Genomic DNA, 20,636 nt, shown 5'->3' with positions numbered 1-20,636 from the left:
CCAAGATTTCTTCCGACTCTTCATCCGGGGAGTTCGAATGTATCGCCTTGTCGTCGCAAGTGCCGGTCTTCTTGCCGTCCTGTCGATGCCGGCTTTCGCGGCCGACCCGACGGTCGATGTGCCGATGACCGCGCCCGGCTTCGACTGGACCGGATATTATGCCGGCCTGCAGGCGGGCTACGGCTGGGGCCGGTCGGACATCTCAGGAACGGAAGGAGACCCATTTTCCGTCTCGCCCGACATAAATGGCGGTTTTGTCGGCGGGCACGTCGCCGGGCTATGGCAGTTCGACCAGGCGGTGATCGGCGCCGAGGCCGACCTCAACTATTCCTCGGTCAACGGCACGGCGGAAGCGGAACCCGGAAACAATTTCGGCACCGACATCAAATGGTTCGGATCGGTCAACGCCAAGGCCGGATATGCGATGGATCGTGTGCTGGTCTACGGCATAGGCGGCATTGCCTTCGCCGGGATCGAAACCTCGCAATCGGCAGGCTCCGCCTTCTCCGAGACACGCCCGAATGTCGGCTGGACCCTAGGCGCCGGCGTCGACTACGCGCTGACCGACAAGTTCGTCGTCGGCGCCCAGTATCGCTACTACGATTTCGGTTCCGAGCACTATGACGGGTCCAGCGACTTCGTCGGCCGCGACCAGGATACGAAGCTGAACACCGTGGGCATCAATCTCAGCTACAAGTTCTGAGCCTCGCCGGCATCGATCGGCGAGCGACAGCTGTGACGTGATCAGCAAAGTCGATGAGGGGCGGCCGGCGCCCCCAGTGGGCGGGGGAATGGGTTGGGCCTGGTAGACGCCGGCCTCGGCGGATCAAGTCCGCCTTGCAAACACCCTAAGCATTGCGAGCGCCGCGCTAAATTCCGCGATCACACCAGTATCACTGCGCCCACTCCTCTGGGGTGTGCGTTCAGGATGGCCAAGAACACGACTTGACGGCCTGTGCCTGGCATCTGAAAAGGGCTGATCTGCGGACGTGGCGGAATTGGTAGACGCAAGGGACTTAAAATCCCTCGATCTCTGATCGTACGGGTTCGATTCCCGTCGTCCGCACCAGCCTTCGCTCTTCGAGCTTCGGTGGCAGGCCACCCAAAGCTCGGCTCCGTCAAAAACGCACGCACGGGCTGGCCGCCGCATATGCCGCGTGAGCTGCTGATCCGATAAGTCTTCGACGTCATCCTCGAAGTGATTTCAAAAGGGGCGCCGGATTTTCAGCGCCGGATCGCAGGCGGCATGTCTTTTATGGCCAACGACGTCGCTACAGTCGCATCAGCCGGCAATTCCATCGCCATTATGCCCGCGGTTGGGCGGTACGGTGCCGAAGCAGCGGTTCTCACGCCGCCTTTCGAGCGGGCCAGCAGCCGCCTGCGCATTCGCAAAGCTATTCGGAACGAGCAATGACAATAACCATAGATAGAAACGCCAGCTGGCGCGACATCGCACGCGTGAGCGAAGGCGAATCCCTGGCGCTTAGCCAGGCAGCGTGGGAGAGGATCGCTTTTGCGAACCAGATCGTAGCGGCCATCGTCGAAAAAGGTATCCGCGCGTATGGCGTCAATACCGGGGTCGGCGCCTTGGCAAGCAAGATCGTGGCGCCTGCCCTGCAAAAGAAGTTGTCGCGCAATATCATTCGCAGTCACGCCTGCGGCGTCGGCGACCTCGTGCCGAGACGCGGCGTGCGCGCCATCATTGCTGCTCAAGTGGCAAATTTCGCGCATGGCCATTCGGGCGTTGGCCCTACGATCGTTCGCAATCTGCTCACCTTTATCGAGCGCGACTGCGTTCCCGACGTGCCGTCCCGGGGATCGGCCGGGTATTTGACGCACAACGCGCATGTAGCACTGGTCCTGATCGGCGAAGGCAGTGCAACCGTGGCAGGCCGCTCTATGAGCGGGCTCGCGGCCCTGGCTGAAATGGGTCTGGAACCATTGGAGCTTGGCGCCAAGGAGGGCTTGAGCCTCGTCAACGGAACCGCATGCGCAACCGGCCTGACAAGCATCGCCGTGCTGCGCGCGGAGCGTTTGTTGGGATGGGCTGACGCGGCGGCTGCTTTAACTCTTGAAGCCGCAGGCGCGCAAATGCCGGCTTTTGGCGAGGCAATCCTGGCGATGAGGCCCTCACCCGGCATTCAGGACGTGGGCAAATCGCTGCGTGGCTGGCTTCATGGCAGCGAACTTATCGCGCTGGCTCATGGCAGTCGCACGCAGGACGCACTCAGTCTTCGCGCCGTGCCGCATGTTCATGGCGCCGCCCGGGAGGTGCTGGACCGGTCCGCCGAGCTTGTCGACCGCGAACTGGCAGCCGTCACCGACAATCCCGCGGTATTCGGGTCTCCGAACGATCCTCAGGTCGTTTCAGAGGCGCATGCGGTAGCGCCCGCTCTCGGGCAGGCAGCTGACGGCCTGACCATCGCCTTGGCTCAGGTGGCTGGAATGAGCGAGCGTCGCATCGATCGTCTCGTCAATCCGCTTGTCAACAATTTGCCGGCCTTCCTTGCCGATGAGGACGGAGCCAATTCCGGCTTCATGATCGCGCAATACACGGCCACATCGCTCAGCAACGTCAACCGGCGTCTGGCCGCCCCGGCGGCGACCGACGGCGGCGTCACATCCGGCCTGCAAGAGGATTTTCTGGCTCATCCAACCGTCGCAGCCAACAAGCTGCTGGCGGTTATCGACAACGCCGAATACATTCTGGCGATCGAGCTCATGGCGGCCGCGCAGGCCCATGATTTTCTGGCCGTGCGCGGTGCGCGTGCGCCTGGTACCGACACCATCTATCGAATGGTCCGGGACAATATCGCGCACTATTCCGACGATCGGCCTCTGTCCCGGGACATGGAAGCCTTGCGCAACTTCATCCGCGAAATGGACGTGCCGGCCTGTCCGCGGCACAGTTCGTAAGGCAAATGCTCGGCCAGCTTCGAGAGGCTAGGCCTTCATCGGGTTCAGCTTCAGATGCTGGATTTGGCATCGACGATGCAGTCGTCGGCTATGCCGGCCGGCTCGTCGAGCGGCATTGTCCAGGACCTCGATGTCCTCGCCCTCTTCCGGGGCAACCGTATCGAGAACGGCCATCCGCATTCGTTTTTTAGCAAAGGCGAAACAAAGGATGCATTTCCGCGTTGAGGGTCGTCAAAACGCGGGAGATCTTTGAAAATGGATCCGGCAACTGCGGCAGTGATGGTTTTGCTCCAGTGCAGCCCGGTTGAGGGTTCTGTCTGCAAACCCGTCGATATGGCGCCGACCATGTATGCGTCGCTCGACTTATGCATGGCTTCGCTGAAGGACAGGCTGGCAAGCGCTCCGAACGGCGAGACCGTCGGCCGGTGTCGCCTCGTCGATGCGACCGTCACAGATGGCTTGCCGGTCGGCTATACAAGGGTTTTTGTGACTCGTGGGCGGGGCGACGACGCCATCACCAGCAGCTACGTCGTACAGCGCCAGCGTTAGCCGCCTCGTTCCCGCTGCCCCACGGTGGCGTTCTCCCCTGTTTGCTAGATGCGCGTAGCGCCACTCTCTCGGCCGCCAGAATGTGGCACCGGTGGTGGCTGATCGGCGCTTCGCTCATGGTCTGGCCCAGAACCTACCTCGATGATTCCGACCAGCGCGCGAACAAACTCAACCATATCGTTCGCCGTGATGGCTGCCCTGTCGGGATCTTGCCCAATGTGCTCGGCGGCCGCGCAACATGCTAGGCGGATGTGATCGTAGTGGGAATCCCTTTCATCCTCCGGCAACATCGCCAGTTTCATGGCCCGGCGATAAATCAGCCGCAGCAACTGTTCGAGAGCGGCTCCGACACTCATGCGTTTTACTCCGCATTGGTCTAGCGTTCCGGCGCTCAGGGCGCATGTCGGAACGTCGATGGGCGGTATTTCCGTCCCGTGCCAAAGGCTGCATTATAGCCATTAATATATCGTATATTGCTAATATACGATGCCCGAAGCGTTTTTGGTATCGACGATGTCGTAACGACCCAGCCTTACGCCGACGGCGTGAGGCGAAGCCTAGCCAGGACGGCGCGGATCGAGTGACCCTATACCGGCTGGTTCATCGAGAGCGCTTGCTTTAGCCAACTTGGTCAGCATTCGCTCGACTTTCTCGGCCGCGGCATCGGTGCGCTTGATACCCTGGATAATTCGCAGTGTCAGAAGCGCGAACCTGGCGGCGCGATACACCTCACCGCCTCTCGCGGTTTCGTGGTGAAATGCCGCGATCATCATTGGGAGCCACCAAAAATAATTGGCGGATCAATCTTTGTTAGGCGCTCCCTGGCCTCGACCAGTTGCCGCTGCGCGGTCCTGATCCGGCTGCAAAGCGCGATATTGATCCCGACGCCGCAGTCCTCGTCCAGCATTTCTTCCGCGCGTTCCAGAGCGAGTTCCGCTCGATTGATGCGCTGTCTGGCCTTGGCCAGTTCCATATTGAAAAGCTCAACCATTGTTCCGCTTCCGTTGCGGTCCCTTCGAGAGTTAAACCGCCGCTGACCCCTTTGGTTCCGTGATGCGAGGGATGGAGCCAACTCATGCCGGAATGTCGGTCAAGCCTTCATCGGGTTCAGCTTCAGATGCTGGATCAGGATAATCGTCTTGGCATCGACGATGCGGCCGTCGGCGATGCCGGCGAGCGCTTCGTCGAGCGGCATTTCCAGGACCTCGATGTCCTCGCCCTCCTCCGGCGCGCCGCCGCCAGCGGAGATGCGGTCGGCGGGCGAATAGCGTGCAACGAAGAACCACAGCCGCTCGGTCACGCTGCCCGGGCTCATATAAGGCGAAAACAACCGCTCTACGTCCTTCAGCCGGTAGCCGAGTTCTTCCTCCGCCTCCTTGCGGATGGCGGTCTCGGGGTCGTTTTCGTCGAGCAGCCCGGCACAGGCCTCGATCAGCGGTTCGCGGTGGCCGGTGACATAGGCGGGATAGCGGAACTGGCGCACCAGAAGCACCGTCGAACGCTGTGGGTCGCAGGGCAGGATCACCGCGCCGTCGCCGCGATCATAGGTCTGGCGAACCTGCGTCTCCCACTGCCCGTCGCGCCGGCGATAGTCGAGCACGGTCTTTTTCAGCACCGCCCAGTCGTCGGAAAGAACCTCTTCCGAACGGATACGAATACGATCTTCCATTGGATACCTCGGTATTTGGCGCCGGGCGCAGGCGTAGCCGCGAACCGACGCCTGCGCAATTGGGGAAGCGATTGGTCCAGCGTTTCACTCTCTCGTGTGTGGTATGCAAGATATCCGTCGCCTAAATAACGCCTTCCCTCTCCCCGGAGCCCTCTTCATGACCGCATCGCTTTTCCAGCCGATTACCCTCGACGGCGTCACCTTCCCCAACCGCATCGCCGTGGCGCCGATGTGCCAGTATTCCGCCGCGGATGGGTCAGCCAGCGACTGGCATCTTTACCACTGGATGAACCTGGCCATGTCCGGCGCCGGCATGGTCACGGTGGAGATGACCGATGTCGAGCGCCGCGGGCGCATCACCCATGGTTGCCTCGGGCTTTACTCCGACGACAACGAGGCCGCCGCGCGCCGCACTCTGGATGCGGCACGACGCGTCGCCGCGCCGGGCACGAAATTCGGCACGCAGCTTGCGCATGCCGGCCGCAAGGCCTCGAACCGCAAGCCCTGGGAGGGCGGCGGGCCACTGCAGCCGAACGAAGACGCCTGGCAGACCGTCTCGGCCTCGGCCATAGCCTACGACACCGGCTGGAATGTGCCACGCGCGCTCGATGAGGAAGAGATCCTGCAGCTCATCGAGCGGTTCGCCCAAGCCGCCAGGCGGGCCGAACGCGCCGGCTTCGACTTCATCGAACTGCACGCAGCGCATGGCTACCTGATCTTCCAGTTCCTGTCGCCGCTGTCCAACCAGCGCACCGACCGCTGGGGCGGCTCGCGGGAAAACCGGATGCGTCTTGTCGTCGAAATCGCCAGGGCGGTGAAGAAGGCGGTGCCGAAGCTGATGCTCGGCGCGCGGCTGTCGGTGAAGGACTGGGTGGACGGCGGCTTCGACGTCGAGGATGCGATCGAGGTGGCGAAGGCCCTGAAGGCCGAGGGTATCGCCTATCTCTGCTGCTCCAGCGGCGGCAATTCGCCGTCGCAGAAATTGCCCACCGGTCCCGGCTATCAGGTGCATCTGGCGGAAGCCGTGCGCAAGGGCGCCGGCATTCCGACCCGCGCGGTCGGCCTGATCGACGATCCCCAGCAGGCCGAGGCTGTTATCGCCGAAGGCCGTGCCGACATGGTGGCGCTGGCGCGCGCCTTCCTCGCCGATCCGCGCTGGGGCTGGCGCGCGGCCGCCACATTCAAGGAAAAGATCCATCCGGCGCCGCAGCTCGCCCGCTCGGTAACGACGATGGAGCACTGGATGAAGGCTGCGGGCTGAACCGGCCCGCCCTCCTGACACAGGCGCGATCCCGCCCAGCCCGTTTTGCCACAGCCCGCTTCAATTCTGGCGGCAAACTGTTACGCTGGGCGAGGCTGCGGCGGGCGCGGCCGGGCTTGGGAGGAGATCATGTCGTTCAGGGCATTCTTGCCGGCTGCGATGCTTGTGACTGTCGCCGGCCTTTGGCTCGGCGCATCGACGCCGAGCGTGGCGCAATATTGCGAGGGGACGGTGCACGGCCTGTCTGGCCGCTACAATCTGGCGACCGGCAGCGGCTTTCTCGCCGTGCGGACACGGCCCAACTCGTCATCGCGGATGATCGGCCAGCTGTTCAATGGAGACCACGTCGAGATTTTCGACCGGCGCGGCAACTGGTACAAGGTCGAAATCGGCGGGACCACCGGCTGGGCGAACGCACGCTGGCTGCGCAACGACTGCGGCTACTGAGTACGCCGAAACATGTCACCCAAAAAGCGCGCCGCGAAACGAGACGCGACTTTTGGGCGCAGGTTCCGGGCCACTTTTGCAACCAAATTGGCTGCTTTGCGTTGCGGCCATGATGGACAACAAACCTTTTGAAACGCCGGTCGTGGTCGAACTCGGCCATGTCGGCAAATATCGCCATATCCGCAGCACCCAGGAAGCGGCGGAGTGCCTCATGACGGTCTGGCCACTCAATCGCGGCCCGCGTCATCGTGATGCCCTCGACACTTGCCTCAAAGTGCTGGAAGGTTATCGTTCGACAGCGGAAGCGCGACGGGCACTGATCGAGGCCGCCAGGGAATCGGAAGTGCTGGTGCCCGACGACCGGCTATCCGACGACCGGCTGCATTGAGCAGGCGGACCTTTCAACCGGAGGTTTTTATGGCGAAGCTGACTTACAAGATCGTCGAGCATGACGGCGGCTGGGCCTACAAGGTCGGTTCGACCTTCTCGGAGACATTTCCGACCCATCAGGATGCTTTGCGCGCCGCCGAGATCGCCTCGGCCGAGCAGCAGGTGGCGGGCGCGACGGACGGCATCCAGTATGAGGATGCCGACGGCAAATGGCACGAGGAACTGGCCGACGGTCGGGATCGGCCGCAGACCGAGGTTTCCGACTAGTCTCTCCTCAGAAGACAATTTTCCGGCAGGAACAGGCAGGGCGCCGACCGCGGACGTCTGGAGAGACGACGTCCCACGGTCAGCGGCTGCCCAGCGGCTGAATTATTTGCCGCAATAGTGATCGTTGACGTTCAATCCAGCATTGGCATCAGGACCAGCTGTATTGGAGGCACAAGGTCCGGCAGGCCCCGAATTGCCAAGGCTGTCCAGCCCTGAGCGGTCGCCATTGATGCTCCCGGTCGTGTTCTGGTCGACACCGGAAGACTGTTCGTTGCCGAACCAGTTGTGATGGTTGGAATATGTGCCTTCCGATGGCTGGGCCATCGCCGATGTGGCGAGACCGATCGTCAGAACCGATGCTGCGATAAATTTCCTGTACATTGCATTACTCCGTGTCTTGGTCGCCTTGGGTGCGACACGGGGTAAACCCGGCAGTCAGCCGAATGGTTCATTGAAATTGTCGTGAGGCTGTGGTGATGGAAACGCGCGGGCGGCAATCCGCTCGATGAAGCCAATCACACGCTTGGGCTCGACGAATTGCGGCATATGGCCGACGCCGTCGACGGGTTCGAAGTCAAGCCCTGCGATCTTGCCTTGCATCGGCTCGCCATGGATACGGATGTCGATGACGCGGTCGGCGGTTCCGAAGAGGATGCCGGCAGGCATGACAAGCTCGCCATAGCGCTGTTCGATGCGGCCGAGATCCTGTTCGACGGCCACGACATCGGCTGATGTTGCCTGGAAATGGACTGGCCGCAGCCCGAGCCAGCCGCCGCCGTCGACCATGTAGTCCGCGGGAAAGACCTGCGGCGCGAAGATGAATTCCATTGTCGGCCGCGCATAGCGCAGGCTCAGCGGTATCGCCACGGTATAGGCCATGATCCAGCGCCGCAGGCGAGAGGGGATATAGAGCAGGTCAAATCCTTGCCGCCCCCTGGTTTCCAGATGCGTCAGCGGCGCCAGCAAGGCGATGCCCGAAATTGCCTCGGGATGTTCCACGGCCAGGGTCAATGTGACGGCGCCACCCAGCGAGTGGCCCACCACCAACGGCCTTTCCAGCTCCAATTTTTCGATGAAGCGGCGCACCAGGGCTGCCTGTTCAGGCAAGCGGCCGGTGGCACCGTTCGCGCGCGTCGAATAGCCTGATCCCGGACGATCGAGCGCGATCAGCCGATAGCCTGGGCCGAAATGTCCGAACAGCGTGTGCCGGAAGTGGTGGAGTTGCGCGCCAAGCCCATGCAGGAAGACGATCGGCCGCCCCTCGCCCACATCGACATAGTGGATGCGGTTGCCGTCGATCTCGATGAATTTTCCGACCGGCGGTACCAGCCTTTGCGCCTTCGCCGCGATCCATAGCGTCGCCAGCACCAGGCAGGCGATCCCCAGGACCGCCAGCAGGAACAGCAGGGCCAGCAGCCACGACAGGATCGATATCGGCATTGTTCACCCGGACCAGAACCCGTTTGAGCTTACCTGCATCCGGTCATGCTGTAACCTCGCATCGTCCAGGCACGGATGTTCACCGCCGAGGTGGCATTGCCGATAGCCACGCGCCGCGCTATTTCAAGCGACCCGTCCTGCCGGAGCCCTCCATGACCGAAATCGTTACCGCCGCCATGCTCGTCATCGGCGATGAGATTCTCTCCGGCCGCACCAAGGACAAGAACATCGGCCACCTCGCCGACATCATGACGGCCGTCGGCATCGACCTCAAGGAAGTGCGCATCGTTCCCGACGAGGAAGACGAGATCGTCGCGGCGGTGAATGCCGTGCGTGCGCGCTACACCTATGTGTTCACCACCGGCGGCATCGGCCCGACGCATGACGACATCACCGCCGATTCGATTGCCAAGGCGTTCGGCGTGCCCTGCGAATACGATGCCAAGGCCTATGCGCTGCTGGAGGCAAGCTATGCGGCGCGCGGTATCGAATACACCGAGGCACGCAAGCGCATGGCGCGGATGCCGCGCGGCGCCGACCATATCGATAACCCGGTGTCGGTAGCGCCCGGCTTTCGCATCGGCAACGTCCACGTCATGGCCGGCGTGCCCTCGATCTTCCAGGCCATGCTCGACAACGTCGTGCCGACGCTGAAGACCGGCACGAAGATGCTGTCGGCGACGGTGCACTGTCCGTTCGGCGAAGGCCTTGTCGGCGGGCCGTTGGGTGAGATCCAGAAAGCGCACCCGGATACGATCATCGGCTCCTATCCAAAGTATGGCGACGGCAAGTTCTGGACCGAACTGGTCGTTCGCGCCCGCAGCCAGGAGGTCCTCGACGCCGCGCGTGCCGATGTCGAGGCAATGGTGGCGGGTTTCGCCGCCAAGGCGAGTTGAACCGGTTCTGGCCGGAACAAAGCGTGGCGCGCCGGCGTTGCTTTCACGCGAGTTCAAACACTCGCCAGATTGAGGGATCACCATGCGCTTCAAGACCATCGTTGCCATTCTGCAGAACGAGCAGGACGCCGAGCGCGTGCTCGACTGCGCCATTCCGCTCGCCAACCGCTACGAGAGCCATCTGATCGGCATCCACGCCGAGGCGCTTCCGGTGCCCTACACGTCGGCGACCGGCTTTCCCGATACCGAGTTCCTGCAGGTCTCGGCCGACATGAGCCGGGAGCGGGCCGACAAGCTGCAGGCCGTCTTCCTCAGGCGCATCGAGGATTCCGGCCTCTCCTTCGAGTGGCGCAGCCTGGAGAGCTTCTCCGGCGACAGCGCGTTGACCGGCATTTCAAGCGTGCGCGCCGCCGATCTTATCATTGCCGCCCAGCGCGAAACCGGCGGCGATCCGAGCGCCGATGTCGACACGCTGGTCTATGACGCCGGCCGGCCGGTGCTGGTGGTGCCGAGTGCCGGTCCGCTGGTCACCACGTTCAAACGTGTCCTGCTCGCCTGGAACGGCAGCAAGGAGGCCGCCCGCGCCGCCTTCGACGCCCTGCCCTTCATCATCGAGGCCGAGAAGACCGACATATTGGTCATCGATCCGCCCGATACGTTCGACGAAAGCCCAGAGGCCGCCGGCGCCGAAATCGCGTCGGCGCTGTCACGCCACGGCGCCAATGTCAGCGTCTCGGTGCAGAAATCGGGCGGCACCTCGGTCGACGACATGATCCAGAACAGGGTCGCCGAGACCGGCGCCGATCTGCTGGTGCTTGGCGCCTACAGCCACTCCTGGCTGCGCCAGCTGCTGTTCGGCGGAGTGACGCGCACGGTGCTGCGCACGGGACAGGTAGCGGCCTTCCTGTCGCGATAAGTCCACAGCCATCGCTGCCAGCCGCCCTTGCCAAGGCCGAGGCTTTCCAGTTAATTCCGCGCGCATTCCCCTGTTTTTGTGCACGCGGTCTTCGCGTGCTGTGGAGTGCGCGAAAAATGTCCCTTCCCGAAAAAGCCTTCCCGGTCTCCTGGGACCAGTTCCATCGTGACGCCCGCGCGCTTTCCTGGCGGCTTTCCGGCGCCAACAAGGGGCAATGGAAGGCGATCGTCTGCATCACGCGCGGCGGGCTGGTTCCGGCGGCGATCATCGCACGCGAACTCGGCATCCGCGTCATCGAGACAGTCTGCGTCGCCTCCTACCACGACTACACCAGCCAAGGGCAGTTGCAGGTGCTGAAGGAGATTACGCCGGCACTGCTCGCCGACGACGGCGCCGGCGTACTGATCATCGACGACCTGACCGACACCGGCAAGACCGCCGGCATCGTGCGCGCAATGATGCCCAAGGCGCATTTCGCCACCGTCTACGCCAAGCCGAAGGGCCGGCCGCTGGTCGATACTTTCGTCACCGAGGTCAGCCAGGATACCTGGATCTATTTCCCCTGGGACATGGGCTTCACCTACCAGAAGCCGATCGCCGACGACCACGCCGGCTGATTCGCGACACGCGCTTTTTCCAACTAAGCCGCCACCGACGACAATATTTGCTTCCGTGGGCGGCCTCCCCGGGACAGGATATCCTGTGAAATCGACCTCTATTGGCGGGAATCGGCTAGGCTGATCAAAGTTTTTACTTTTATTGGTCAGAATTAGCCGTAAGATTCGTAAGGCGGCAAACGATTCTGGAGGCTGGGGCTAGCTTCTCCGATGTTGACAAGGCCAACGACGCACAACCATCTGGCCGAAAGGGTCCGGCGACTCTTCGGCACCGCGCCGTGCCGTCTGCAGGTTGCCGCGCTGCCCTGGCGCGATACCGGGAATGGCGTCGAGATCATGCTGATCACCAGCCGCGACACGGGCCGCTGGGTGTTGCCGAAGGGCTGGCCGGAAGCCAAGGAGCCGCTCTGCGAGGCGGCGGCGCGAGAGGCCGGCGAGGAAGCCGGATTGCGCGGAACCGTCTCGCATCTCGAAGCCGGCCGCTACTTCTATGCCAAGGTTCTGGCTTCGGGTGAAGAAGTGCCCTGCGAAGTGCTGGTGTTTCCGCTGCACGTCGACAAGATCGCCGACCGCTGGAAGGAAAAGCACTCCCGCACCCGTAAATGGGTCAATTCCAGCGAAGCTGTGCGTATGATCAATGAGCCGGACCTTTGCCAGATCATCGCCTATTTCTGCGCCGACCCGCACAGATTCTCCTAGGTGACCTCGGCATTCTCCAGGGCAGATTCACAACCCTGTGATGTGTCGAGCATGAAAGGTTTGCTAATCCTTATTCGCTAAGAATCGGCCTTTCTGGCGTTTGATTATGGCGAATCCTGTAGACCCACTTCAGCAACATACCGGCGAGCCCGAGCGCGAGCACCGTCCACGCGTGCTCAAGGGTGGAACCGTCATCACCGGGATTCAAAACTCGGAAATCGCCGTGATGCTGCGCAACCAGCATGCGGGCGGCGCCGAATTGAAAATACCGCTCGAGGCGCGAGTGCCCGATCGTTTCCTGCTTTATGTGCCGCTCGACGGCGTCGCCTATCGCTGCGAGGTCCGCTGGCGCCGCAACGACCGGGTCGGCGTACAATTCACTGGCACCGAGCCGAAGCCGAAGCTGCATTACGGCTGATATCTGGCATATCGGCCCGACAGGGCTTTCGAGGCCGACCAGATTTGCTCACGACGGACGCCTCCCGGCGGTCAAAGGCCGCAGATCCGCCGGTCGAAACGGCAATCGCGGCGGCGCAGTTCTATCCCCGTTATCCACATGTGTGACACACAAGATGTTGGGGTCACAAAAGCTACGCAAACGAATCCTTGACGGCGCAAAACGAGTCGCCTTTTATAGGCCATGTGCTCCTGTTGAGAGCGCGACCGGAAAGTTCTGAGCCCGGTCTTTTTCCCGGATTATGTGCGTTTTTGCCCGCATTTCCGCCCGTTTACGAGGCCGGCGGAAGCGTTGGGGTTGTGGGGTGGTGGGGCGACGAAAGGGAGAATTGTCGGACTGGAATAAATTGTCTGTTAATACTATATTTAGTGTTTGCAGGTAGGTTCGACGCTAGATAGTGTGAATTTCCCTCGAGTGAGGGAATCGAAAAAATCAGATTTGAGGGACCCGCGGGGTTCGCCGGCGCGTTGTGACAGGGGCTTCACGAGAAGCCCAGGCTGCAAATGCTGGGGGAGATCGCGGAATGGAGAGCCGGCCGTTTTCGAACGCCGGCAGACGGCGGACATGCGCGTTTCGCATCAGGGGGAGAAATCCCTGGGGAAAAGCGCTATATATAGACAAAAGGACCGGACCAATGCGCATCGAGCGTCGCTTCACCAAGCAAGGGCAATCGGCTTATGCGGAGATCGAATTCCGCAAGGCGCTTTCCGAGATCAAGAATCCGGATGGCTCGGTGGTGTTCCGCCTCGACAACATCGATGTGCCGGCGCAGTTCTCCCAGGTCGCCGCCGATATCCTGGCGCAGAAATATTTCCGCAAGGCCGGCGTGCCCGCGCGGCTGAAGAAGGTCGAGGAGAACGACGTCCCCTCCTTCCTGTGGCGCTCCGTCGCCGACGAAGCTGAACTGGCCAAGCTGCCGGAAGCCGAGCGCTACGGTTCCGAGATCGACGCCCGCCAGGTCTTCGACCGTCTGGCCGGCACCTGGACCTATTGGGGCTGGAAGGGCGGCTACTTCAAGTCGGAGGAAGACGCGCGGGCTTTCCGCGACGAGCTCGCCTATATGCTGGCCACTCAGCGTGTCGCGCCGAATTCGCCGCAATGGTTCAACACTGGGTTGCACTGGGCATACGGCATTGACGGTCCGAGCCAGGGCCACTTCTATGTCGACCCCTTCACCGGCAAGCTGACCAAGTCGAAGTCCTCCTACGAACACCCGCAGCCGCATGCCTGCTTCATCCAGGGCGTGCAGGACGACCTCGTCAACGAGGGCGGCATCATGGATCTGTGGGTGCGTGAGGCGCGCCTGTTCAAATATGGCTCCGGCACCGGCTCGAACTTCTCGCTGCTGCGCGGCGAAGGCGAAAAGCTGTCGGGCGGCGGCCGCTCGTCCGGCCTGATGAGCTTCCTCAAGATCGGTGACCGCGCCGCCGGCGCCATCAAGTCGGGCGGCACGACGCGCCGCGCCGCCAAAATGGTCATCGTCGACGCCGATCACCCCGATATCGAGGAATTCATCGACTGGAAGGTCAATGAAGAGCAGAAGGTCGCCTCGCTGGTGACCGGCTCGAAGATCGTCAAGAAACATCTCGAAGCCATCATGAAGGCCTGCATCAATTGCGAAGGCAATGGCGAGGACTGCTTCGATCCGGCCATCAACACGGCGCTGAAGCGCGAGATCAAGGCAGCCAAGAAGTCGGCCGTGCCAGAGAACTACATCTACCGCGTCATCCAGTTCGCCAAGCAGGGCTACAAGTCGATGTCGTTCAAGACCTACGACACCGACTGGGATTCGGATGCCTACCTGACCGTTTCGGGCCAGAACTCCAACAATTCGGTGTCGCTGAAGGACAATTTCCTGCGCGCCGTCGAGGACGATGCCGACTGGCACCTGACCGCCCGCAAGGATGGCAAGGTGCTGAAGACGCTGAAGGCCAGGGACCTCTGGGAAAAGATCGGCTACGCCGCCTGGGCGTCGGCGGATCCGGGCCTGCATTTCAACACGACAATGAACGACTGGCACACCTGCGCTTCGGCCGGCGCGATCCGGGCCTCCAACCCGTGCTCGGAATACATGTTCCTCGACGACACGGCCTGCAACCTCGCCTCGATCAACCTTTTGCCCTACCGCAATGCCGACGGCACGATCGACATCGCCGCCTACGAGCATACCGTGCGGCTGTGGACCATCGTCCTCGAAATCTCGGTGATGATGGCGCAGTTCCCGTCGAAGGAGATCGCCAAGCTCTCCTACGAATACCGCACGCTCGGCCTCGGCTACGCCAATATTGGCGGCCTGCTGATGACCTCGGGCATTCCCTATGATTCCGACGAGGGCCGCGCCATCTGCGCAGCGCTCACCGCGATCATGACCGGTGTTGCCTACTCCACCTCGGCGGAAATGGCCTCCGAACTCGGCGCCTTCCCCGACTATGACCGCAACGCCCAGAACATGCTGCGCGTCATGCGCAACCATCGCCGCGCCGCCTATGGCGACAAGGACGGCTATGAGAAGCTCGCCGTCAACCCGGTGCCGCTGGTCGCTTCCGACCTCAAGCAGCAGGCGCTTGCCGAGCATGCGAAAGCCGCCTGGGACCGCGCCATCGAGCTCGGCGAGGAGCATGGCTACCGCAATGCGCAAGCGACCGTGATCGCGCCGACCGGCACGATCGGCCTAGTCATGGATTGCGACACCACCGGCATCGAGCCCGATTTCGCGCTGGTGAAGTTCAAGAAGCTCGCCGGCGGTGGCTACTTCAAGATCATCAACCGTGCCGTGCCGGAAGCGCTGCGCACGCTCGGCTATTCCGAGAGCCAGATCGCCGAGATCGAGGCCTATGCGGTCGGCCACGGCAATCTCAACCAGGCGCCCGGCATCAACCCCGGCTCGCTCAAGGCCAAGGGTTTCAGCGACGACAAGATCGCCGCGCTCAATGCGGCGCTGAAGTCGGCCTTCGACATCAAGTTCGTCTTCAACCAGTGGACGCTCGGCGCCGACTGGGTGAAGGAGACTTTTGGGTTCACCGACGAGCAGCTCAACGACTTCTCGTTCGAGATGCTGCCAGCGATGGGCTTCTCCAGGAAGGACATCGAGGCTGCCAACATCCATGTCTGCGGTGCCATGACGCTGGAAGGCGCACCCTTCCTCAAGGCCGAACATCTCGCCGTGTTCGACTGCGCCAGCCCCTGCGGCAAGATCGGCAAGCGCTCGCTGTCGATCAACAGCCACATCCAGATGATGGCGGCGGCACAGCCCTTCATCTCGGGCGCCATCTCCAAGACCATCAACATGCCCAACGATGCGACGGTGGAAGACGCCAAGGGCGCCTACATGCTGTCGTGGAAGCTGGCGCTGAAGGCCAACGCCCTCTACCGCGACGGCTCGAAGCTGTCGCAGCCGCTCAACGCCTCGCTGCTCGCCGATGGCGAGGAGGATGAGGACGAGGCCGTCGAACAGCTGATCGCGGCGCCGCAGGCGGCGCGTGCTGCGCAGATCACTGAACGCATCGTCGAGCGCATCATCGAACGCGTGTCGCGCGAGCAGGAAAAGCTGCCTGGCCGCCGCAAGGGTTACACGCAGAAGGCCAAGATCGGTGGCAACACCATCTTCCTGCGCACCGGCGAATATGATGATGGCCGCCTCGGCGAGATCTTCATCGACATGAACAAGGAAGGCGCCACGCTGCGCGGCCTGCTCAACAACTTCGCCATCGCCATTTCGCTCGGCCTGCAATACGGCGTGCCGCTCGACGAATATGTGCACGCCTTCACCTTCACCAAGTTCGAGCCGGCCGGCGTGGTCATCGGCAACGATGCCATCAAGAGCGCGACGTCGATCCTCGACTACGTGTTCCGCGAACTGGCCATCTCCTATCTCGGCCGCAACGACCTCGCCCATGTCGACCAGTCGGACTTCTCCAACACCGCGCTTGGTCGCGGCATCAGCGAAGGCAAGACCGACGCCGTCTCCAAGGGCCTGACCCGTGGTTCGCCGGTGAAGCTGGTGTCGAGGGCCATCGGCAACGAGCCGAAAGGCTTTGCCGGCGCCGCCGGCACCCCTGCCCGCTCCGCACCCACCGCCTTCTCCGGCTCCAACGTTCTGGCGCTGAAGCCGGCCAGCGACGAGGCGGTCGCCTACAAGCGCGACTATGAGGAGCGGGCCAAGGAACTGGCCGAGGACATCGCCTTCGAGGAAACGGTTTCGGAGACTTCGGACACCACGGCGGCGCTGTTCACCGACGCGGCAGCGAACGAAGCCGCCGAGGCGAAGAAACTCGCCGCCGACCGCCGCGCCAAGTCGCTGCTGCAAGGCTACACCGGCAATTCCTGCTCCGAGTGCCAGAATTTCACGATGGTGCGGAACGGGACTTGCGAGAAGTGCGACACGTGCGGCGCCACAAGCGGGTGCAGCTGAGAATTTGAAGCGCGCCCTGACTGACTGACGACGCGTCACTGTATCTCGCTCGACGTAAAGGTAAACTGCTCATTCGACACACGAAGTTTGCTCACCCTCGTTTTTGAGAGGTGAGCAAACGGAAAAAGGCAGGAGGCCTGGATCAATGTCGGGGCCTCCTGGTTCACGTCTAGGCTGAAGCCGGGGGTGAGCGCTCGGAACCAGCCGGAGGGGTCGCACTGGCAATGGGCAATCCTTTGCCAGTGATTGTTCGACCGCTCTAGAGCTGGTGCGTGACGACTTCGGTACAGGGGCGCCCATCGCCCGGGTGTTCATGCCTGGGTACGTATTCGTGGCCTTATGCGGACCGCAATTGAATCTCTTGACCATGACTGGGAACAAGAGGGCGGCCGCTGGGACGATGATGGTGGGCGCGGCTATTGGCGTCATCGGCTGCGTTATCGGGATACAGATCTACGGCCCATTGGGTGCCGCGATAGGGCTCGCGCTTGCTCCGGTTGTATGGAACGTTGCAATGGCGGTCTACATCCGAAAGCGGCTGAAGACCTTGCCTGGGCTGGTCTATGCGTTGTTGACATTGTTGAACATGCGCGCGGTCAAGAGCCGGCACGGAATTGGTTCTTACCCTGACCCTGATCGGCTTCAAGCGGTCACGGTGATATCGTCACGCGCATTTTATTCTGAGAGCGTTGTGAACCTTCAGTCCCGTTCTGGCGGGGCCGAACTCATGCAAACGCACGATGATTTAGCCCGAAGCGACAAGCACTATCGATACGCGCTCGATAGACCTCTCTCTGTGACGCTGAAGCCTTGGGACCAGGCTTTTGGTCAGGGTCAAAGGGTCCTGTACGGCGAAGAGGGGCAATGGAAATGGTTGGCAACACCAACTCATCGCGCCTGGCATCACTCGACCTTCTGCGATTGATCGCAGCCTTGGCGGTTGTGTGCTTTCACTACCTTTATCGGGGGCCGATTACCGGAGATATCGACGCTGGATATCCTGCGGCTGCCCCGTTTGCCATCTATGGCTATCTCGGTGTCAGCCTGTTTTTCCTGATCAGCGGTTTTGTCATCACGTGGTCGGCTGAGGGGCGAAAGTGGCAGGATTTCGCCGTCGCGCGCTTCGTGCGGCTCTATCCTGGATTTCTGCTCTGCATGACATTGACGTTTGTCGCTCTCTCAATCGCCAACAACCCTAGATTTCCGACGAATTTTTCGACCTATGTCGCCAATCTTTCCATGTTCGCCCGCGCATTCGGCAGGCCGTCCATGGATGGTGTCTATTGGTCGATCATGCTCGAGATCGTATTCTATGGCTGGGTTGCGGCGCTTATTTTTGCGGGTGCCTTCCAGCGTTGGAAGTTACCGATCGTTGCCATCTGGCTCGTGATTTCGGCAGGAAATGAGCTCTTCTTCGGGAACACGGCGATACGAATTTTGCTTATCACGAGCTACGCGCCTTTTTTTGCCGTCGGTATTTTGGCTCAACAGGTCGTCGCAAAAGGTCGTTCGCCGGCGGCGCTCATCCTTCTCGTCGCAGCATTCCTGTTGTCGTGCCAGACAATCACATTCAATCAGGGCTGGATGCAGGAACATTACGGAATGGCCATTCCCTATCCCGCTCTCTTGGTCGCCAATGGATTTGTCTTTGGGATTTTCGCAGGTGCACTCCTGATCCGCTCCCTCGTGGCCCCTTCGAAAACCGTTCTGATGCTCGGCGGATTGACTTACCCACTTTATCTTTTGCACCAGTACATAGGTTATCTCTCTCTCAACGCACTGGCCCCATTAATCGGCAAGAACGCTGCGTTCTTTGTCGTTTTGCTCGCGGTGCTCCTTGCCTCGTTCTTGATCTGGCGTTTTGTCGAAACGCCGCTACGCAAGCCGCTTATCCGCGGTTTGACGTCTGCCATCGATCACATCGCATCAGCTGGATCGGCGTACGCCAGAAGGAACCGCCCAGTGGCGCGGACTTAGCGTAACCTCCGGGGGCGGGCCAGGAGGTGGGTCGGCAGCGGCAGGAGCACTGTTCTAGGCGCCTGCACGCAACGCGAACTGATCGATCTCACGGCGCTAGCCATCGCCGCATCCTGTCAGAGTGAAGGCATCCCAGGCCGAGCCGTCCGGATTGGCGTTGGCGAAATCGGCCCATTCGGTGAAAGCCACACCGAAATCGGGCAACAGCAGCCCTTTCGGCGCCGGTGTCGCTTCGCGCGAATTCAACTGTTCGGCCCCGCCGCCGGTCAAGGCATAGACCTGACCTTCCCATATCCTGCACAGTCCGCTGCCATCCTGCAGGCCCGCTTCGCGATCGTCGTCGGTGCAGGCGTGGCGGATGGTGCCGAGCGGAAAGGAATTCTTGCCGTTGGTCCAGGTGATGTCGGCCGGCAGGTTTTTGTCGGTGTTGGGTACGCTCAGCGAGAACACCTGCGCCGTCAGCGCCGCCGGCTCATTGTCCAGTGGCCGGAATTGCAGGACAGCGCCCGAGCGCGGCTCGCGGTAGGTGGCGTGGCTCAGCAGGCATTCCTTGGCATTCGCCATCTGGATCGGGCCGAGCAGGCCCAGGAAAACGAAAGCCAGTTTGCGAAGGATCACAGGATATCTCCGGGAAAGCGTTGTGGAAGCCAAAAGCCTGTCCTCACACCAGCCCGACCAGAAAGGCAGCGCCGCCGAGAAATCCTGCCGCACAGACCCACAGCAGCCAGAGCCCGCGCACCCGGCATTCGAGCACCGCCGAGCCAGGATTGACGGGGTCATAATGCACGTCGACCTTGCTGCCCTCGACATAGTTTCGCGCCTGACCGCCGACGAGGCCGGGCAGCGAAGCCGTGACCGTGGCGCCGAAGGTGACGCGGTCGGCGCTGTAGCGCTGGCCGGCGACGCCATAGCTGTAGACGATGCGGGATTTGAAGACGGTGCGCCAGCGTCGATAGCTGCTATAGTTTCGCAGCGCCTGCAGACCTGAGGACTCAATGCGGCCGGGGGCGACCGGCCATTTTGCCGCCTGCTCGGCAAGCGATTTCTGGGCGAAGCCCATGCGTAGCGCGAACAGGCCCATGAACAGCAACAATGCCGCGGCACCGAGATTCTGCGGCTTGGCTAGATGTGGCCGGATCGCCTCGAGCACGCCGCCGATGGAAAACACCAGAACCGCCGTGCCGATCACCAACCCGGCCGAAAGCTGGAACATGAACTTGAAGGCGCCGTCCGGCATGGTGCGCTCGATCACGGCCTTGCTCGGATCGGCCGGATTGTAAAAGACGGTCACCTCCGCGCCGCGGGGAAACTGCGCAAGGGTTTCGCGGACCTCGAAGTTCCCCAAATTCTCCTTCACGCTGTAGCGCGAGCTTTGAAATTTCTTGCCGCCGACCTTGTATTCGAAGGTGATGGCCGGAAAATTCCGCATCTCCGTGGTATCGGTGCTGTCCGAACCAGAGCCCGAGCTTCTGACCTCACGCGCCTCGACGCGCGACGAGATGATCTTTCCCGGCGTCGGCAACCAGCGGCTGAGCGCTTGCACCTCTCGCCATTTCACGAAGGTGATGAGCGACAGCATGCCGGAGACCGCGCAGGCAAAGTCGACAAGCAGAAATTTGAGTTCCAGCTCCACCCTGATCCCCCCGGAGTGCAGGAACAGGCACTAGACAGCACCACGGCGGCAATGTCTCGCTTATTCGCAAAGTCGAGAGATGAGCGACCGG

Annotated in this window: 24 protein-coding genes and 1 tRNA gene; 17 read left to right on the top strand and 8 right to left on the bottom strand. The window is 61.8% G+C overall.

Annotation, left to right across the window (positions count from 1 at the left end; all coding sequences use genetic code 11):
• The first annotated feature begins 37 nt into the window (after positions 1 to 37).
• The 5 genes from D3242_RS23685 to D3242_RS23670 all read left to right on the top strand — a co-directional run bounded on the left by D3242_RS23685 (position 38) and on the right by D3242_RS23670 (position 3,465).
• The gene (locus D3242_RS23685; protein ID WP_064982816.1) at positions 38 to 703 is read left to right on the top strand and encodes an outer membrane protein; all 666 of its coding nucleotides are present in this window, start codon (positions 38 to 40) and stop codon (positions 701 to 703) included.
• 280 nt (positions 704 to 983) lie between these two features.
• Positions 984 to 1,069 (top strand) — tRNA-Leu (locus tag D3242_RS23680).
• A gap of 341 nt (positions 1,070 to 1,410) precedes the next feature.
• Positions 1,411 to 2,916, top strand: coding sequence for an HAL/PAL/TAL family ammonia-lyase (locus D3242_RS23675; protein WP_064982814.1), 1,506 nt, complete (start codon positions 1,411 to 1,413; stop codon positions 2,914 to 2,916).
• A 54-nt stretch (positions 2,917 to 2,970) separates the two neighbouring features.
• Positions 2,971 to 3,141, top strand: coding sequence for a hypothetical protein (locus D3242_RS33635; RefSeq protein WP_155772693.1), 171 nt, complete (start codon positions 2,971 to 2,973; stop codon positions 3,139 to 3,141).
• A gap of 30 nt (positions 3,142 to 3,171) precedes the next feature.
• Positions 3,172 to 3,465, top strand: a complete 294-nt coding sequence (locus D3242_RS23670) for a hypothetical protein (RefSeq protein ID WP_032920551.1) — start codon at positions 3,172 to 3,174, stop codon at positions 3,463 to 3,465.
• Between the two features lie 44 nt (positions 3,466 to 3,509).
• On the opposite strand, the gene D3242_RS33335 is transcribed toward D3242_RS23670, so the two are convergent.
• The 4 genes from D3242_RS33335 to D3242_RS23655 all read right to left on the bottom strand — a co-directional run bounded on the left by D3242_RS33335 (position 3,510) and on the right by D3242_RS23655 (position 5,134).
• On the bottom strand, positions 3,510 to 3,821 hold the full coding sequence (locus D3242_RS33335; RefSeq protein WP_147377476.1) for a hypothetical protein: 312 nt from the start codon (positions 3,819 to 3,821) through the stop codon (positions 3,510 to 3,512).
• 201 nt (positions 3,822 to 4,022) lie between these two features.
• On the bottom strand, positions 4,023 to 4,238 hold the full coding sequence (locus D3242_RS23665) for a hypothetical protein (RefSeq protein WP_064982813.1): 216 nt from the start codon (positions 4,236 to 4,238) through the stop codon (positions 4,023 to 4,025).
• A complete protein-coding gene (locus tag D3242_RS23660) occupies positions 4,235 to 4,456 on the bottom strand; it encodes a hypothetical protein (protein WP_019857854.1) in 222 nt (73 codons plus the stop codon). Before D3242_RS23660 ends, D3242_RS23665 begins: the two co-directional genes overlap by 4 nt.
• A gap of 99 nt (positions 4,457 to 4,555) precedes the next feature.
• Positions 4,556 to 5,134, bottom strand: a complete 579-nt coding sequence (locus D3242_RS23655; protein ID WP_064982811.1) for an NUDIX domain-containing protein — start codon at positions 5,132 to 5,134, stop codon at positions 4,556 to 4,558.
• A gap of 157 nt (positions 5,135 to 5,291) precedes the next feature.
• Between D3242_RS23655 and D3242_RS23650 the strand changes: the two genes are divergently transcribed.
• The 4 genes from D3242_RS23650 (at position 5,292) to D3242_RS23635 (ending at position 7,499) form a co-directional block, all read left to right on the top strand.
• Entirely contained in the window at positions 5,292 to 6,395 is a 1,104-nt protein-coding gene (locus D3242_RS23650; protein ID WP_064982810.1) for an NADH:flavin oxidoreductase/NADH oxidase, read from the top strand.
• 129 nt (positions 6,396 to 6,524) lie between these two features.
• Positions 6,525 to 6,842, top strand: coding sequence for an SH3 domain-containing protein (locus tag D3242_RS23645; protein WP_064982808.1), 318 nt, complete (start codon positions 6,525 to 6,527; stop codon positions 6,840 to 6,842).
• Between the two features lie 109 nt (positions 6,843 to 6,951).
• Positions 6,952 to 7,230, top strand: a complete 279-nt coding sequence (locus D3242_RS23640; RefSeq protein WP_019857850.1) for a DUF982 domain-containing protein — start codon at positions 6,952 to 6,954, stop codon at positions 7,228 to 7,230.
• Positions 7,231 to 7,259: 29 nt separating this feature from the next.
• Positions 7,260 to 7,499: a DUF2188 domain-containing protein gene (locus D3242_RS23635; RefSeq protein WP_019857848.1), complete on the top strand. Its 240-nt coding sequence runs from the start codon at positions 7,260 to 7,262 to the stop codon at positions 7,497 to 7,499.
• A 102-nt stretch (positions 7,500 to 7,601) separates the two neighbouring features.
• On the opposite strand, the gene D3242_RS23630 is transcribed toward D3242_RS23635, so the two are convergent.
• Both D3242_RS23630 and D3242_RS23625 read right to left on the bottom strand, forming a co-directional pair.
• Complete coding sequence (locus D3242_RS23630) at positions 7,602 to 7,880, bottom strand: hypothetical protein (protein ID WP_038646526.1); 279 nt, start codon at positions 7,878 to 7,880, stop codon at positions 7,602 to 7,604.
• 54 nt (positions 7,881 to 7,934) lie between these two features.
• The gene (locus D3242_RS23625) at positions 7,935 to 8,939 is read right to left on the bottom strand and encodes an alpha/beta fold hydrolase (protein WP_064982806.1); all 1,005 of its coding nucleotides are present in this window, start codon (positions 8,937 to 8,939) and stop codon (positions 7,935 to 7,937) included.
• Between the two features lie 152 nt (positions 8,940 to 9,091).
• Between D3242_RS23625 and D3242_RS23620 the strand changes: the two genes are divergently transcribed.
• The 8 genes from D3242_RS23620 (at position 9,092) to D3242_RS23585 (ending at position 18,912) form a co-directional block, all read left to right on the top strand.
• A complete protein-coding gene (locus D3242_RS23620) occupies positions 9,092 to 9,835 on the top strand; it encodes a competence/damage-inducible protein A (RefSeq protein ID WP_038646522.1) in 744 nt (247 codons plus the stop codon).
• 82 nt (positions 9,836 to 9,917) lie between these two features.
• Positions 9,918 to 10,751: a universal stress protein gene (locus tag D3242_RS23615; RefSeq protein ID WP_019857845.1), complete on the top strand. Its 834-nt coding sequence runs from the start codon at positions 9,918 to 9,920 to the stop codon at positions 10,749 to 10,751.
• Between the two features lie 116 nt (positions 10,752 to 10,867).
• Positions 10,868 to 11,368 carry a xanthine phosphoribosyltransferase gene (gpt, locus tag D3242_RS23610; RefSeq protein ID WP_010909158.1) on the top strand — a complete coding sequence of 167 codons (501 nt, stop codon included), beginning with the start codon at positions 10,868 to 10,870 and terminating at the stop codon, positions 11,366 to 11,368.
• 210 nt (positions 11,369 to 11,578) lie between these two features.
• Positions 11,579 to 12,067 carry an NUDIX hydrolase gene (locus D3242_RS23605; protein WP_019857844.1) on the top strand — a complete coding sequence of 163 codons (489 nt, stop codon included), beginning with the start codon at positions 11,579 to 11,581 and terminating at the stop codon, positions 12,065 to 12,067.
• A gap of 106 nt (positions 12,068 to 12,173) precedes the next feature.
• Positions 12,174 to 12,485, top strand: a complete 312-nt coding sequence (locus tag D3242_RS23600) for a PilZ domain-containing protein (RefSeq protein WP_019857842.1) — start codon at positions 12,174 to 12,176, stop codon at positions 12,483 to 12,485.
• 673 nt (positions 12,486 to 13,158) lie between these two features.
• On the top strand, positions 13,159 to 16,935 hold the full coding sequence (locus D3242_RS23595; RefSeq protein WP_064982805.1) for a vitamin B12-dependent ribonucleotide reductase: 3,777 nt from the start codon (positions 13,159 to 13,161) through the stop codon (positions 16,933 to 16,935).
• A gap of 352 nt (positions 16,936 to 17,287) precedes the next feature.
• On the top strand, positions 17,288 to 17,860 hold the full coding sequence (locus D3242_RS23590) for a hypothetical protein (protein ID WP_244839559.1): 573 nt from the start codon (positions 17,288 to 17,290) through the stop codon (positions 17,858 to 17,860).
• On the top strand, positions 17,806 to 18,912 hold the full coding sequence (locus D3242_RS23585) for an acyltransferase family protein (RefSeq protein ID WP_223217738.1): 1,107 nt from the start codon (positions 17,806 to 17,808) through the stop codon (positions 18,910 to 18,912). Before D3242_RS23590 ends, D3242_RS23585 begins: the two co-directional genes overlap by 55 nt.
• 96 nt (positions 18,913 to 19,008) lie before the next feature.
• Here D3242_RS23585 and D3242_RS23580 read toward each other — a convergent pair whose 3' ends face one another.
• Both D3242_RS23580 and D3242_RS23575 read right to left on the bottom strand, forming a co-directional pair.
• Positions 19,009 to 19,530 carry a hypothetical protein gene (locus D3242_RS23580; protein WP_064982800.1) on the bottom strand — a complete coding sequence of 174 codons (522 nt, stop codon included), beginning with the start codon at positions 19,528 to 19,530 and terminating at the stop codon, positions 19,009 to 19,011.
• 43 nt (positions 19,531 to 19,573) lie between these two features.
• Positions 19,574 to 20,545, bottom strand: coding sequence for a DUF3592 domain-containing protein (locus D3242_RS23575; RefSeq protein WP_064982799.1), 972 nt, complete (start codon positions 20,543 to 20,545; stop codon positions 19,574 to 19,576).
• Positions 20,546 to 20,636 lie beyond the last annotated feature (91 nt).

Origin of the sequence: Mesorhizobium jarvisii, assembly GCF_003601985.1 — a bacterium.
GTDB classification, from domain to species: domain Bacteria; phylum Pseudomonadota; class Alphaproteobacteria; order Rhizobiales; family Rhizobiaceae; genus Mesorhizobium; species Mesorhizobium jarvisii.
This window is presented reverse-complemented; position numbering and strand designations above follow the sequence as displayed.